Origin of the sequence: Pseudoalteromonas sp. MER144-MNA-CIBAN-0113 (assembly GCF_040308965.1) — a bacterium.
GTDB classification, from domain to species: domain Bacteria; phylum Pseudomonadota; class Gammaproteobacteria; order Enterobacterales; family Alteromonadaceae; genus Pseudoalteromonas; species Pseudoalteromonas tetraodonis.
This window is the reverse complement of record NZ_JBEOOG010000001.1, coordinates 125891-140214: the sequence shown is the minus strand read 5'-3', so window position 1 is coordinate 140214 and position 14324 is coordinate 125891. Positions and strand designations below refer to the sequence as shown.

11 protein-coding genes are annotated in these 14324 nt (G+C 38.6%); 4 read left to right on the top strand and 7 right to left on the bottom strand.

Annotation, left to right across the window (positions count from 1 at the left end; all coding sequences use genetic code 11):
* From AAEY57_RS00575 to AAEY57_RS00545, 7 genes are all read right to left on the bottom strand, one after another.
* A complete protein-coding gene (locus AAEY57_RS00575) occupies positions 1 to 2028 on the bottom strand; it encodes a DUF262 domain-containing protein (RefSeq protein ID WP_350605674.1) in 2028 nt (675 codons plus the stop codon).
* Positions 2021 to 3460, bottom strand: coding sequence for a DUF262 domain-containing protein (locus AAEY57_RS00570; RefSeq protein WP_350605672.1), 1440 nt, complete (start codon positions 3458 to 3460; stop codon positions 2021 to 2023). Before AAEY57_RS00570 ends, AAEY57_RS00575 begins: the two co-directional genes overlap by 8 nt.
* 162 nt (positions 3461 to 3622) lie before the next feature.
* Positions 3623 to 5089: an ATP-binding protein gene (locus AAEY57_RS00565; protein ID WP_138626985.1), complete on the bottom strand. Its 1467-nt coding sequence runs from the start codon at positions 5087 to 5089 to the stop codon at positions 3623 to 3625.
* Positions 5089 to 6405 carry a restriction endonuclease subunit S gene (locus tag AAEY57_RS00560; protein ID WP_350605668.1) on the bottom strand — a complete coding sequence of 439 codons (1317 nt, stop codon included), beginning with the start codon at positions 6403 to 6405 and terminating at the stop codon, positions 5089 to 5091. The genes AAEY57_RS00565 and AAEY57_RS00560 overlap by 1 nt, the downstream gene beginning before the upstream one ends.
* The gene (locus AAEY57_RS00555) at positions 6402 to 8882 is read right to left on the bottom strand and encodes a type I restriction-modification system subunit M (protein WP_350605666.1); all 2481 of its coding nucleotides are present in this window, start codon (positions 8880 to 8882) and stop codon (positions 6402 to 6404) included. Before AAEY57_RS00555 ends, AAEY57_RS00560 begins: the two co-directional genes overlap by 4 nt.
* A gap of 32 nt (positions 8883 to 8914) precedes the next feature.
* Positions 8915 to 9154: an HTH-like domain-containing protein gene (locus tag AAEY57_RS00550; RefSeq protein ID WP_024611833.1), complete on the bottom strand. Its 240-nt coding sequence runs from the start codon at positions 9152 to 9154 to the stop codon at positions 8915 to 8917.
* Between the two features lie 155 nt (positions 9155 to 9309).
* Positions 9310 to 10023, bottom strand: a complete 714-nt coding sequence (locus tag AAEY57_RS00545) for a hypothetical protein (protein ID WP_350605664.1) — start codon at positions 10021 to 10023, stop codon at positions 9310 to 9312.
* Between the two features lie 190 nt (positions 10024 to 10213).
* On the opposite strand from AAEY57_RS00545, the gene AAEY57_RS00540 reads away from it, so the two are divergent.
* From AAEY57_RS00540 to AAEY57_RS00525, 4 genes are all read left to right on the top strand, one after another.
* On the top strand, positions 10214 to 11188 hold the full coding sequence (locus AAEY57_RS00540) for a helix-turn-helix transcriptional regulator (RefSeq protein ID WP_350605661.1): 975 nt from the start codon (positions 10214 to 10216) through the stop codon (positions 11186 to 11188).
* 74 nt (positions 11189 to 11262) lie between these two features.
* On the top strand, positions 11263 to 12360 hold the full coding sequence (locus tag AAEY57_RS00535) for a cell division protein FtsZ (RefSeq protein ID WP_350605660.1): 1098 nt from the start codon (positions 11263 to 11265) through the stop codon (positions 12358 to 12360).
* An 85-nt stretch (positions 12361 to 12445) separates the two neighbouring features.
* Entirely contained in the window at positions 12446 to 13165 is a 720-nt protein-coding gene (locus AAEY57_RS00530) for an SIR2 family NAD-dependent protein deacylase (protein ID WP_350605658.1), read from the top strand.
* A gap of 166 nt (positions 13166 to 13331) precedes the next feature.
* Positions 13332 to 14153, top strand: a complete 822-nt coding sequence (locus AAEY57_RS00525) for a prolipoprotein diacylglyceryl transferase family protein (protein WP_350605655.1) — start codon at positions 13332 to 13334, stop codon at positions 14151 to 14153.
* Positions 14154 to 14324: the final 171 nt, after the last annotated feature.

Sequence of the window (14324 nt, the reverse complement as noted above, 5' to 3'; positions counted from 1 at the left end):
CTACTTCCTTGTTTGCGTTTTCTTTTTTGTTTTTGTTGAACCACATAAAATAGATAGCATTTCTTGTCCATGCTTTATTATTTGGGTTTCTTCCCAGCTATCGTCTTGCTCCATTAGTTGTAGCATTTCATATAGCTTTAGGCTATCGATCTGATTTTTCTTTAATCCAGCGGTAAAATGATTAAGTTTTGTTTTAGGTGGGAAATTACTTAAACGTGAATTTTTACTGTGACTTATTAAGCACAAGTTACCGAACTCGTGAAGCGAACCACCTTTAAGTGGTTCGAATTCATTCATTGGATGTTGCGGATAAAAGTGCTCAACAGAGCTTCTAAATGTAAATTCGAACTCAGAAATAACAGCTGTTGAATTACGCTTTTTTCGCCAAAGCAAATAATCAAGATAGTTAAAAACAAAGTTATTCTCTATTTTCCCAAAACACAGCTTATCAATATTAATATCATTTGCGGTTAAATTTTTTGGATAGTCGTTTGATTTCGACTTATAAATCATTTCAAAGTACGTTTTACCCTCTTGGTGAGAGAGAAAACGGTCAAATATAAAGCGTTTAGCTACCCGTCTTAGGTGCTTCATGTAACCTTCAAAATCCACTTCTTCTGCGTTGTATAGATAGTAAAGAGCAGCATTGAGCCAATGCTTATAAACCAAAGTCGGAGTGGAAACATGAAAAGCCGACAGCAACATTAGGCATACTCGGTTTTGTCCCTTAAAGCCATCTTCATCATCTAGTTCATTACTGCCACCAAAAGTGTTTATATAGCTTTGGCTTTTTGTATTATAAAAATGCAGACGTTTTAAGCTCCATTTATCTTTACCGTCACTAAATTCACGTTTGATGATGAATTGGTCAAAAAGGTATTTGCACTTTAATAATGCATAAACGAAGTCTTTTACTGCTTTAACTTTATTGTTGCTGTCTTTTAAATATCTATCAAACTGTTCTAGTAAGCGCTTATCGTCTAATGCGATGTCTTGTTTTGTTAAAACTCGTAACACATGAAGTAAGAAGTTTGAAAAGTTAATCACGCTATTAAAGCGCTCAGGTGTAAGCGTAATATCTGTCCCTAAAGACGACGGTGGTGGCTTGGCTAACATGTCATTTAGCGAAAGAGAGGCGCTTTCAATTTTTCCGCTCTGTTTTGTTTTGGCTACGCTTTCATTACACGCAGCTAAATCAGCATAATTTATTGGCGTAAATTGCCCCCAGTCGTCTTTACCAAATATGCAGTGGCGCTCATCTGGATTAAAACCATACTGAATGTAACGTTCCATACTAGCGGTAGCGTCCCAGACCTTACTTAATAATTCTTTATCATTGTCATCGGTTAGCACCGACATCAATCTTGCTTTAATCACTTCATGCTTTTCAAGCTGCTCACCACGATTATTCATTACCTCAAAGTAATGATTCAAATCGGTATCTTCTGGTACACAAACACGAGTAATTTCTACTTTATCGAATAAGTAAGAGCAAAAACCTTCTAGCTTAGCTCCAAGCGCTAATAAGCCCTTTTCAAGTAATGTATAACCATTAATTACATCTAAATTATAGTCATCTGTGCTTAGATGCTCTAAAGCAACGCCCTGAATCAAACTTGCAAAAGTGTCAGATGACTTCTGACGACTTTCAAAACTGAGATTTACTACGTCATACCAACCCATATCAAAGGTTTGATACTTAGTGACCATACGTTTAAGAGCAAAAGCCAATAAGGTAAGGGTCGTAAAGCGCTGCTGGCCATCTATGACTTCATAGCTGTCATCTTTGCGCTTAAACACCACCAATGTACCAATATAATAGGTTTGATTTGGTTTATTTTCCTGATAATCCAACACATCTTGTATTAATTGATTAATTTCACCTTCACCCCATGCATAGTTACGTTGATACATAGGGACTAAATATCGGTTAGTATCACTTAATAACTCTTTAACTTTGTAACTATGTATCTGATTGTTCGCGTTGACATTACTGCTTTGCACCTTGAGTGCTTGAATATTATTCATAGTACTTCATTTCCTCAAACAGATAAGCGATCTCGGTAAGCTTAGTTCCATTACATTCAGACTTTTTCAATGTTGGTAAAGGCCAATTTAATACATCACTTGGTTGTACTGCTTGTTTTATTCGCTCAAACACATTATTGCTGAGTGCATGTTTATTCATGCGCTCAATACCAACAACCTGCATTTTCAAGCGGCAGCTATAAGCCCAAATAAACAGCTTTTCTATAGCTTGCGATAGCTCATGTGGGCCAAACTTATCTAAATAAAAAATCACCGCGCAATCAAATAGATTACGTATATAGCCATCACCTGTTCGTGTACGTGAACTGTAGTTGTTTAGTGTGTGTAAAATTTCACAAGCACGTGGTTCTAGTTCGTTATCTAATATGCGAATAAGCTGCTTAGAGTCGTTATTTTTGCTATTACGTTCATCGCTCACTATCTCAGCAATTTTTTGCTGATAATGACTCGTCATTTCAAAAAAGCGCCTACCGTTTATAATCATTTGATCAAGGTGGAAAGGAAAACGCATATGTTGATGATCAATATGGCGCTGATATTGCGCGTTATAGTCATCAACAAAGTGATGGGAAATGCGAAGTGGTTCTACATACGGGTAAAGTCCAACCTGGTCAAGATTTACCCCTTTAAATAATTCCACTTGTGATTTGTTAAAATACAGTGCCGATTTCCCTTGTGCCCAGTTGCGAATACGAAATAAGTAGTTAGCAAACAATCGTGCTAGCTGTTCGCTCTCTAAGCTTTCCCAATGGCGTACAGAATCGGCTTTTAATTCGGTTTCAGCGTCTGAAAACTCACGTAAATGAAAGGCTTTTAACAAATCGTGCGGATCTAAATCTCGGCCTCTGGCATTTTGTGAATCAAAAAACTGAAAGGCTTCAGATACATCATTAAGTACAAAAGTAACCACTTCACAGCGTTCCAATAAAAACTCAATATCGGCCTCGGTAAAATCACTTTTTGCTACCGCGCGTTTAGCTGCCATAAAATTTTGATGTAAATTACGATGCGATATATCACTATTAAAGGTTTGACGTCGTAAAAAATTATTAATTGGTTGCTCAAGTGAGAGCAGCAATGTTTTTACATCTTGACGTTTAATTTGTGCATTGGAGTCATTTGTATTGAGCCGTTCATCTAGTAAGGCTTTTACTAATAGCACAAGTGTGAGCGTACGTTGCTGCCCATCAACAATGTCGAGCGTTTCTTGTTTTTTTTCTGAATGTTGATGAAATACAATAGATCCAAGGCGGTAAGCTAATTTACCTCTATAAATTTTTAAATCACCGAGCAAATCAGCAAGGTTAGCTTGTGTCCATTTGTAAGGGCGTTGATAGTTGGGTATAGCTAAATTACTCTTTTTGAGTAATGTGCTAACCGATATAATGTCCTTATTAAGTTTTCCTGTCATAGTTATTATTTCAACTTCCATTTTAGATTATTAAAACTCTTTATTTATAAAGTAATCAAGCAAATTTATTTAAATAAAGTTTATAAATTACAGCTTGTTATGTTTTTTTCTGCTTTATAAAATCACTTGATTGATTGTCTAGTCAAGCAACGGTCAAGCAAATTAATACCAGTGTGGTACGTAGCGCATTGCTTTGGTTCCTGCATCGGCATCATAAGGTTTAATTAAGCCCGCATGGACTGTATCCTTTATTATTCTGCTTACCATTGCGCTATTCTTTTCTGCAATAGCAAAGCGCTCGCGTAGCGACTTATTATTCATATGCTCTCTGTTTACATGCTTTAAACAACAATGCTGATAACAGGCACGAATACGATCTTCTTTGTCCATTTCAGCAAATTCCCTATGACCAAATAAAACAGAGCGAGTATGGTGCTCTGTTACTTCAAATAAAGGGGCAGGTAATTGGTATAACTCAGTTTGAAAAATAACTTTATCGATACCCGTACCGCGCTCTTCACAAATATTAATACGACGCATAAAAGAAGCTAGCGCTTCGTTACGGCTTCTAGGTGGGGAATCTAAAAATCGATCTGTATCGACTAGCGGAATACCAGGGTTGGTTATTTCCATGCGCGTATCGAATAGCTCAACCATAGGTCCTGTGCCTGTTAACGAAAAATCTTGGTGAATAATAGCGTTAGCCGCTAATTCGCGTATTGCTAGCTCTGGATACATAGGTACTTCTTTACGAAATGCTTTGCCAATTTCTTCATTAGAAGGCAGTAGGGTCTTTAAATAGTCTATAAGTCCCTCAAAGCCAACGGCATAGCCTTTATTACCTTCGAGTTCTCGTACTGTTTCTACTCGGCTATTCCCTTTATACTGTACTAACCGCACGGCTTTACGAGCTAAATGCTGAAAATCTTGCAGCTTTTTAGCAAATAATATCGCCCCTAAATTGGTAATATGCCATTTACCCGCTTGCGTTGCACTAATGAGTTTATCAGCTTCAAGTGCGTTTAAAATCCCTTCGCGACCTTCAGGCAGTGGTAAGTTAACTAAGTCAAAATAAGAGGGGTAATCTATAAGTTTTAGCACTTCTTCAACATTGCAATTTTCTGCTGCTAGTTGTTGCTCAAACGGGGTGTTATCAAATACGCGCCATAAGGCACGTTCTTTTTCGGGATATTCACGTAGCTTTTTTTTGTAAGAGCCAATGCGAATAAACTCTGTACCATCAAATTGCACAGGTGTATGCGCTGCTGCCTGCACCTCCAAAATAACAACAGGTAAATCGTTAACATGGCTAAACTCGTAAAACTGAAAATGTATTTTGGGTGCAGTTTTTTGTAACAACCAGCTCTCTAGCTCTTGCCCTTTATGCTTTTGAGTTGAAGGTTTAAAGTTCGTACCAATTACATCATGGGTCTTATCATCTACACCATAAACTAAGTACGCAGTTTGTTTGCCAAGTAGCGCGGCTGAGTTTGCGAGTGCAGAGATATATTCGCCAATTTTAATCACATCAACATTATGCTTAAATTCCACCCATTCGGTTTCATCGGGTAAATGGCATAACTCTTTTAACAGGGCTCGCAGCTGGGCAAGGCTTTGTTCTGTCGGCATCAGCTACCTCCATCCTGTTCAGTCTCAAGACTTTTAAATGGCAACCTTGTGCGGCCTGTGAGTAGCTGTTGCATCATGCCTTGTTTGATTTGACGGGTTTTCGTCAAGCGTTGTTCAAGGGTTTGGATTTCGTTATCCATATCTGAAAGGATAGTGGCTATAGCTGTTTGCTCTTCTTTAGGTGGCAAAATTACTAGCATATCGGTCAATGTGTCCATCGTAATATATGGTGTATTACCGGAGTTCACTTCTACTCGTATTCTTTCAGCCAATCTTTCTTCTAAATAAATTTTCAGATACTTAACATCGGCACAAAAATCTGAAAGTACATAAGTACGCTGATACGCATTAAATTTACCTTTAAAATAATGCACGTAACCAACATTTGCACCGTTACCAGAAACAAGCAGCGCTTCGGTATCAAAGGCATAATGGTCAATGTAGTAATGCTTTCGAGCACAGGTATAAAACCTATACTCACCATCATTTCTCATGGCATTTGCATCTAATTTACCTGTTTTGAAAGAGAGGCATACATCATTAAATTTCCCCACATCCCAATCTTCAGGAATCTCACCTAGTTGGCTAGGTTTTGTGCCTTTGCACTTACCTTCAGGAACGCCTTGCTTTTCGCCTTCGGTGTATGTTGCAAACTTCGGTAAACGGGTTTTACCTGTAAGCAGTTGCTGCATGGTGGCGGTTTTAATCGCTTGTTTTTTGGCGATGAGGTTTTCTAGTTCCGTTAATAGCGCGTCAACATCGGATAAGGCACTAGCAATGGCGGTTTGTTCTTCTACGGACGGTAGAGCAATTTTGTAATTTTTGACGTCATTGCTGGTAATATTAGGGTCTTTTCGGCTACTGCTAGCAACACCTTTCCAATAATCAACATTGTAATTTAATTCAGACAATAAATAATACGAGTGCAGCTTTTTAGGTTTAGGCTTTACAGCAACTAATGCTTGGTTTATGGATGAAGGTTGAGTGATATAGCCTGTGCGTCCTATTTGATTAAAACCTCCATACATAGCTACCAACACACTACCAACTGGATGTTTTTTAAGTCCTGTTTCTGCTATAGCTAAATCAGTAATTTGCTCTTCAGATATCTCAAGTAATGAGTTATTAAGATCGGTAGTCTTAATCCAGTTATTGTTACCACCAACGAAATACCTATCGTGTTGTGACCTAGGTGGAGTTGTTCCTCCTCCAAAGGTACAAATTTCGTGTAATGATGCAGAGTTCCAATCATCAGGAATAATTCCAACCTCTGTTTGCTTAAAACCTTCAGCTATCGTTTGCATTAAAGCGCTCATAGCGACAACTCCAAGCCCATCGCTTTCAAATGGCCTACAACTTTATCGCTAAGGTCATCAACTGATTTAGTGAGGGTTGGCAATGGCGTGCTGTAACGCTCTTCAAGTTGTTTAACACGATTAGCCATTTGCTGAGTGACTCGTTCAATTTCTGCCACAATATTAGCTTGTAATGTGGCTAGCCATTTGTCATCGACAATCAGGGTTTTGATTTCATCTATATCAAGTTTTGGATATTGGTTAAATACGGCTAAATCCAGAGCCTCTTGCGCTTCTTTCACTGCTTTTTTAGCAGCAGAATCTGCGTTAAACAACTTAGTTACTTGTTTAAGTACCTTAACTTCGTCAGCATCTGTTGCTAACTTAGCTCTGGCTGCAACGCTGGCTTTGGTGATTTTGTCTTTATCGTTGATAGCTTCAATCAATAAGCCATCTTCACCGCCATTTTCCTCTAAGTAGTTTTCCAGTGCTTGGGTGGCTTCATCTTGTTTGGTTTGCAGAGCATTAATCTGAGCTTGAACACCTGCAAAGTAACGAGCAACTATTAAGCGTGGCGGAATAAGCTCGGCTTTGTACTTTGTTTTATTGATAATTAAATCAGGTGTTTCTTTAAGCTTCTCACCTTTCTTAGCCACTAACTCGCGTAACGTATTACCTGCTTGCCAATCGTCTTGCGCTATTACATAGACATCGTCTTGTAGGGTGTCGGCCCAGTAATCCATGAGGATTTGGTAAATATCGTATTTACTTAATAGGTCGCTATTGGCATAGCTACCTAGTAAATTTTCTGAAATATTAAAGATAAAGTCTTTTGGATTATCGCCTACTTTTATCTCTTTTAATTTAGCTTCAGGTATCCACTTTTTAAATGGCAATAAGCTGCGGCTGGCAAAGTCTTTAAATTCTTGATGTGCAAGAATGCTACTTTTAACTTGGCTGGCTTCAAGCATACAGAGACTGTAACCGCTTCGTTTAAGTTCAGGCGCTGGCTTGAATAAAGTCGCTCGAATGCTTGGGAATACTTGCCAGTAATGCTGTAGTGCATCAATATCTCGGTTAGGAATACCGCCTTGCAGGTGGGCGCTTAAATCGTGTAAATCTTCTGGCTCAGATGAGTCAATATAACGAGGGATATTAAGGTTAAAATCATTCTTGGCGATTTCGTCAATCGGTACTAATCGGCTAAAGCGTTCAAGCTGTGAACCTTTGTTAAATACATCAACAACTTTATGTATGTCTTGACTGCGCAGGCGGTTTTTATTGCCGTCTTTAATAAAGCCTTTGGAAGCATCAATCATAAAAATAGAGCGACCTGCAATGGTCGGTAGATTTTTATCGTCTTCAGTAAAATTAGTAACCGCTTTTTGCGCGTGTTCTTTATCGATCACGATAATACAAGCGGGAATACCCGTACCGTAGAACAGGTTAGCAGGTAAGCCAATAATGCCTTTGATGTAACCTTGCTTGATTAGGTTTTCACGAATGGTGGCTTCGGCATTACCACGGAATAATACTCCGTGTGGTAATATTACTGCCCCCTTACCGGTACTTTTTAAGCTTTTAATAATGTGTAGTAAAAAGGTGTAGTCGCCGTTTTTTTCTGGTGGTATGCCCCACGTAAAACGGTTATATAAATCGTTTTCTGGCGTTAAGCCGCTAGTCCAATTTTTGTTAGAAAAAGGCGGATTAGCAACTGCAAAATCAAATGTTTTAAGTTGGCCATCCGCATCTTTCCAGTGTGGTTCTGAAAGCGTATTACCCTTGAAAATTTTAGCCGTTGTATTGTTGTGCAATATCATGTTCATACGAGCGAGTGCGCTAGTCGCGTTATCCATTTCTTGCCCGTAAATAGACAGCCCTCGGGGTGCTTCGTCACTGGCTTTTAATAATAACGAACCTGAGCCCGATGTAGGATCGTACGCGGTAGCATCTTGCGGGGTATCTTTTGTTATTCCCACTACTTTGGCTAATATTTGAGAAACCTCAGATGGCGTATAAAACTGGCCTTTTGATTTACCCGATTCAGTCGCAAAGTGGCGCATTAAAAACTCATAAGCATCACCTAATAAGTCGTCACCGCCAGCGCGGTTGGTTGATAAGTCTAACCCCTGAAATATACCTACCAATTTGGTTAGGCGGTCAATCATGTCTTTGCCTTTACCGAGCTTGTCTTCATCGTTAAAGTCGGCAACATCAATCACGCCCTTAAGGTCGTTTTCTTCAGCAAGGGCTGAAATGATTTTATTAATTTTATCGCCAATTTCTTTATCGCCTTTAGCGGCAATCATATCGTCGTAGCTTGCACCTTTTGGTACGACTATCATGCCGTAAGGGTCGCCTTTAAATTTATCGCTTACGTACTTCATAAATAACATAGTTAGTACGTAGTCTTTATATTGGCTGGCATCCATACCACCACGTAGTTCGTCACAACTTGCCCAAAGAGATGAATAGAGTTCTGTTTTTTTAATAGCCATTGGAGTTTCGTTTAATCCTTGTGAAAGCGTGATTAGAGCAAGTCGGTACTTAAGCCTGCGGCTTTGAGTCGTTGAGTGAGGTTGCGCATTTTTGAAAATTCAGTGCCAAAACTGTCTTTTAACCCTACACCTTGGCAAAATTCTTTAGCGGTTATGCTTTTTAGATTATCAGCGTATTTAATCATTTGTAGGTGCATTTCGACAGTAAACTGATTGCGTGGCGCGTTGTTTAACGCTGTTTTGATATTATCGAATATCACTTGCTCGTTCATAAGAGTGTACTTTGAGAAGAGTATTTAGCTAATTTATATAAATTAGCTAAATAAGCAAGTAGAGATTGATGATTGTTTTTCTTTATGTGGCTAACTTATTGTAAAGAATAGATTTACTGTGATGTTGATTTGATAAGTATTAAGCCTCGTGACTATTAATCAAACCTTAGAGTGTTTGCCATTTCAAACACATCATCAGTAACATCTTTTGCTCTGTAGCCTTTACCTTCAGGTTGACAAACAAATTTAAGAGAGTCTCGAATTGATACTTTGTCTCCAGAATAGTCAGAGCCAATGATGAAATTATCTGCAAATGGAGCAATTGCATCTGCAAAGGCTGAATTGATTATATCTCTTGATTCAAAGTCTCCGTTTTCTAATGAGATCATAGCACCTATTATTGCTGCATCTATCATAGTACCTTCAAGCCAATTGCATGACGAAGCGTATCCCATGCACCAACGTAGGCCTGATTCTTGAATATAAGCATCCATTTTAGGAGTGTTACCACCAACAAAACAGGAGCCAAATAAAAGCCCTGTTATGTTTTGTCGCTGCGAAATAGAGGACACTTTATAAAGTATGTGATCGACCTCTACATTACCAACTTTATTTTTATTACCATGAGCGGCAATGTAAATAATGGTATTTTTGAAGCCTTCACGGGTGATACAATCTAGTGCGTAATCAAAGCTTTTTTTATCGTAAAAGTTTGCATGAAAGACTTCTGTATCACCGGTATATTTTGCAATTCCTTGCATGAAAGGAACGACAGAGCTTCTGTTATTGTCTTTTTCATCTAATCCCCAAGGCGACTCTAAGACCAAAATTGCGTTTGTAGAGCTTCCTCTTCTTTTTATAATTCCCATATTATTTCCCTTTATAAATATTTAAAATCGACTCTGTAATGTACTTACAGTAACAAAAGTACTAGTAATTTCAATTTATATTAGAGGTTTATTTGATATGTAATAATTTTATTAGATATTGAATTAATTGATATTAATAACATATTATGAAAATTAGATAATTTTCTACTAGCTGGTAAGACTAATAAAAATGAAACCTTTAAGATACCTAACTCTTTTAGAATATATACCTATCAGCCCTTTAAGTATTTCAGTCAAACAGCTACGAGAAAACTTATCACTACGAGGTGTTGAATTATCAACCCGCATGCTCCAACGTGACCTGCAATCACTTTACGAGCAAGGCTGCTTCGGTCTCGAAAAAGATACGCGCAGTAAGCCATATGGCTGGTCTATCAGTGCGCAGTGGCGAGGTGGTAGCGCAAAAATAATGAGCAGTGAAGTAGCTGAGCATTATTTGTTGTTGGAGCAGTTACTACCACAATCGATACCGAGTGATGTTAAACGCTCAGTTCATATTAAAGCCGAGCAGGCGCTTAAACGTTTTAATGGCCATGTGCCCGATTGGCTTGCAACTCTTCCAAAACCTTCCTTAAAAGTAAATATTGATACTCAGTTAGTGGCGCAAATTGAGCATGCGATTGAGTACAACCGTGCTGTGAGCGCTGAGCTTTATAGAGTGTTGTACGATGAGGCACATTGGTTAAAATTTGCTGAGCTGAGTTTTTATAACTTAGTTGAGCAAGGCGGTGTTTTAATGGTTCAGTTTATGGTGGGGAGGCTTCACGATAAATGTTACCAGATGCCGGTTTACCGCATTCGTAATGTACAGGTACTGCAAAGAACACGACGTGAGCCAAGCACTGAGCAGTTAAAGTCGTTACGTAGTGCGATTAATAAAGGCATGTCGCAAAAAGCGATTGAGTTAGTTGTGAAAGTACCTAACCACTCTGCTGCTAACCAAGGGTTTATTGAGCTTGGCGAGCTGATTGACAAGCAATATTATGACGATAAAAACGTATTACTTACCTACCAGACTATTGATACCGAACAATTGACTGATGAGCTATTTAAATGTGCTCATTGGCTAGAGGTAATTAAACCTGAAAGGCTGCGACAAAGAATTGTTAGCAAGCTAAAAGCGGCCGCTAATATTTATAAATAACTCCAACTAGTTTAGGTGCGTCAAAAATTGACGCACCTGTTTGCTATGCTCCTTTTAAAGATGAAGGAGGTGTTATGTTTCAATTAATTCAACAAAATGATGGTTTATCAATCGGTGTATTTGGTATTGGTGGGTGCGGCTGTAATACCCTTAACAGTATTTTTGAACAACGTGAATCTGAACAAGCGCACTTGTACAGTGTTAATACCGATAAAGTAGTACTTGAACATACACAGAGTGATGAAGCAGTACTAATAGGTGCTGAGCTCACTCATGGGTATGGTGCCGGCGCTGACCCTAAAGTTGGACTACAAGCGGCAGAAGAGAGTAAAGAGCAGCTTTTAACGCTTATTAATGGCTGCGATATAATACTGTGTGCTACAGGGCTGGGGGGTGGTACTGGAACTGGCGCTAGCCCTTACATTGCAGAGCTTGCAAGTGAGCAAGGTAAACCCATTATATTCGTTGCCACATTACCTTTTAGTAGTGAAGGCGAGTTTAGAAGCAACATTGCGCAAACCGGCCTAAATGCTCTCAAAGAACATGCTAATGCGGTTATTACACTCCCAAACGATCAACTTATTGAAGTACTTGGTAATGATATTGGCTTATTTGATGCGTTTAAACACTCAAACCAAATACTCCACTCACTGATAAAATCACTCATCGATATGCTGTGCTATCAAGGCCTAATAAATGTTGATTTAAACGATTTTGCTAAAATTATGGATTGCCAGGGTGATGCAGTACTAGGTGTTGGTAAATGCGATGAAGAAAGCGAGCTTGCCACTGCATTGGATAGTGCCCTTAATAACCCGTTAGTTAATCAAGTTGATATGTCATCAAGTACCGGTGTAATTATACAGGTAAACTGTAAGGAAGAGGTTTCACTGGGTAGTTATAACCTGATTACCGATACAGTGCGCCAGCAGGTGAGCCCAAATGCGTTGGTTATTTGTGGTGTTTCAAAAATAGAAAATTTAGCAACGAATTATGAACTGTTGATCATCGCCACTGGTGCAAGCGCTAAGATGATTGTTGAACCTTTTAATAGAGCGCCTAGTAGCGAAACCGAACAATCGCCAGCTGCGAGAGCCAAACCTCAACCCTCTGATATTTTTGACATACCAGCGTTTATACGTAATCAAGCCCCCGCACCTAGTAAAGAATAATTAACTATAAAAATACTTACAGTTAGGATCTAAAAACAAAGTTTTATAAAGTATTATAGGTTTATTGAAAATAAGAGATGGCTTTATGAATACGTTATACATTACTGGAGCAGGTGTAAGTGCTGCTAGCGGTATTCCCACCTTTCGCGGTGAGGATGGCTTTTGGGCTATTGGTAGTAAAAACTATACGCCAATGGAAATGGCGACACGTGCAATGTATGAAAATAACCCAAGTGAGTTTTTAGCTTGGTATTATCATCGTTTTGCAACTTATCGTCATCATGGTCCTAACGAAGTGCATTATTGGTTAAGTGATAAAAACTTAATTACCCAAAATATTGATGGGCTAGATGGTAAGGCGGGTAATAAAAATTACATTGCGATTCATGGTCGGCTTGATCAAATGACGCTGTTTCATCATCAAGGTGATGACGTTACATCACAAACAACTGCTTGGGATAATGTTGATGAGAGCAACTTACATCGCTCTCTACTTGCGTTATTCAATATTGAAAACCATCAGCCAAAGCTTAATCATTCTTTAAAGCCCTTTGTGTTGTTATTTGATGAATATTACACTGAGCTATACCGCATTACTGAGGCGCAGCAGCGAATGATGAATGCCGATAAAATGGTATTTATGGGTACCTCTTTTAGCGTAAACATTACCCAAATGGCATTAGAGATTGCACGTAATTACGCTATTCCTATTGAAATTGTTGACCCCGACCCTGCTCATGTATTGCATTCAAATGTAAGTTATAAAAAAATGACTGCATTGGAGTACATACAGCAGCAAGGTTAAAAGTACTTATGTACTATGTAAAATAGATCACGTGTTACTGATATACATCATCAATTATGCGTTATTAATAATCAGTACAGCTTAGGCTATGTTATTGTTAGCCTTTAATTCACACTACGTACTGGTTATTTTAAGTACTTAAATACATTATAAGAAGACGACAGCAATGTTGAGCATTTCTCTTGGGCCTTTGGTTATTTCTATTTCACAGCTAATTATTTTTTTAGGATTAGGCATTTTTTGGGGGCTTACCTATTTATTAACACGCCAACATCCATTACAAAAAGCAATTTTAGACACAGTCTTCAAAGCAATTGTGGTGGGGTTTTTAGTCTCTCGGTTAGCGTTTGTGTTTACCATGTGGGATGCCTATCAAGGTAACTGGTGGCAGCTTTTTAATATTAGCGATGGCGGCTTTATTGGTTATTATGGCTGGCTCAGCGGTATAGTGGTTTTAGCATTTTATGCACGTGGTAAAAAAGCGGTAATGAAAAACTATGCTATTGCTGGGTTTGTTGGTTTTTGTTCAATGATTATTCCTAATTTTGCGCTGTCTATCTACCAAACGGGTGTGCAGTTACCGCAGTCTGTTGTGCATAATATTCAAGGGCAGCAAGTTAACTTACAAAACTTCAAAGGTAAGCCGGTGGTGATTAACTTTTGGGCGTCGTGGTGTCCGCCGTGTCGAAAAGAAATGCCGGTACTGCAAGCGGCTCAAAAAAATAATCCAAACATTACAGTGGCGTTTGTCAATCAAGGCGAAGACTTACACACGGTAAAAGCGTTCCTTGATGAACAGCAACTCGACCTAAATCATGTGTTTTTTGACCAAAGCAGTAATGTGAGTCGCGAATCAGGTGCTGCGGGCTTACCAACCACTTTGTTTTATAATAGCCAAGGTGAGTTAGTCACCAGCCATATGGGAGAACTTTCTCATGCCAGCTTGGGCTATTATATCCAAGCTATTAGTGATAGTGATAAAAAATAACAGTGCCTGTTGTTTGATCTAGTTACTCCTTCCTAAGCAGCTAAATAGTTATTTTGCTGCTTAACTTCTTGTTTATATTTGAATTGGCTATTTATTGACAAGGTATTCAGTTACTCATCAGTTTGCATTAACAAGCTATTAAGCTTGGTTATGTAAAATACAGCTACTTTT

Excerpts from the sequence above, each read along its gene's own strand:
- AAEY57_RS00540 (WP_350605661.1), top strand. The coding sequence starts at position 10,214 with ATGAAACCTTTAAGATACCTAACTCTTTTAGAATATATACCTATCAGC.
- AAEY57_RS00565 (WP_138626985.1), bottom strand. The coding sequence starts at position 5,089 with ATGCCGACAGAACAAAGCCTTGCCCAGCTGCGAGCCCTGTTAAAAGAG.
- AAEY57_RS00555 (WP_350605666.1), bottom strand. The coding sequence starts at position 8,882 with ATGGCTATTAAAAAAACAGAACTCTATTCATCTCTTTGGGCAAGTTGT.
- AAEY57_RS00575 (WP_350605674.1), bottom strand. The coding sequence starts at position 2,028 with ATGAATAATATTCAAGCACTCAAGGTGCAAAGCAGTAATGTCAACGCG.
- AAEY57_RS00535 (WP_350605660.1), top strand. The coding sequence starts at position 11,263 with ATGTTTCAATTAATTCAACAAAATGATGGTTTATCAATCGGTGTATTT.
- AAEY57_RS00530 (WP_350605658.1), top strand. The coding sequence starts at position 12,446 with ATGAATACGTTATACATTACTGGAGCAGGTGTAAGTGCTGCTAGCGGT.
- AAEY57_RS00545 (WP_350605664.1), bottom strand. The coding sequence starts at position 10,023 with ATGGGAATTATAAAAAGAAGAGGAAGCTCTACAAACGCAATTTTGGTC.
- AAEY57_RS00525 (WP_350605655.1), top strand. The coding sequence starts at position 13,332 with ATGTTGAGCATTTCTCTTGGGCCTTTGGTTATTTCTATTTCACAGCTA.
- AAEY57_RS00570 (WP_350605672.1), bottom strand. The coding sequence starts at position 3,460 with ATGACAGGAAAACTTAATAAGGACATTATATCGGTTAGCACATTACTC.
- AAEY57_RS00550 (WP_024611833.1), bottom strand. The coding sequence starts at position 9,154 with ATGAACGAGCAAGTGATATTCGATAATATCAAAACAGCGTTAAACAAC.
- AAEY57_RS00560 (WP_350605668.1), bottom strand. The coding sequence starts at position 6,405 with ATGAGCGCTTTAATGCAAACGATAGCTGAAGGTTTTAAGCAAACAGAG.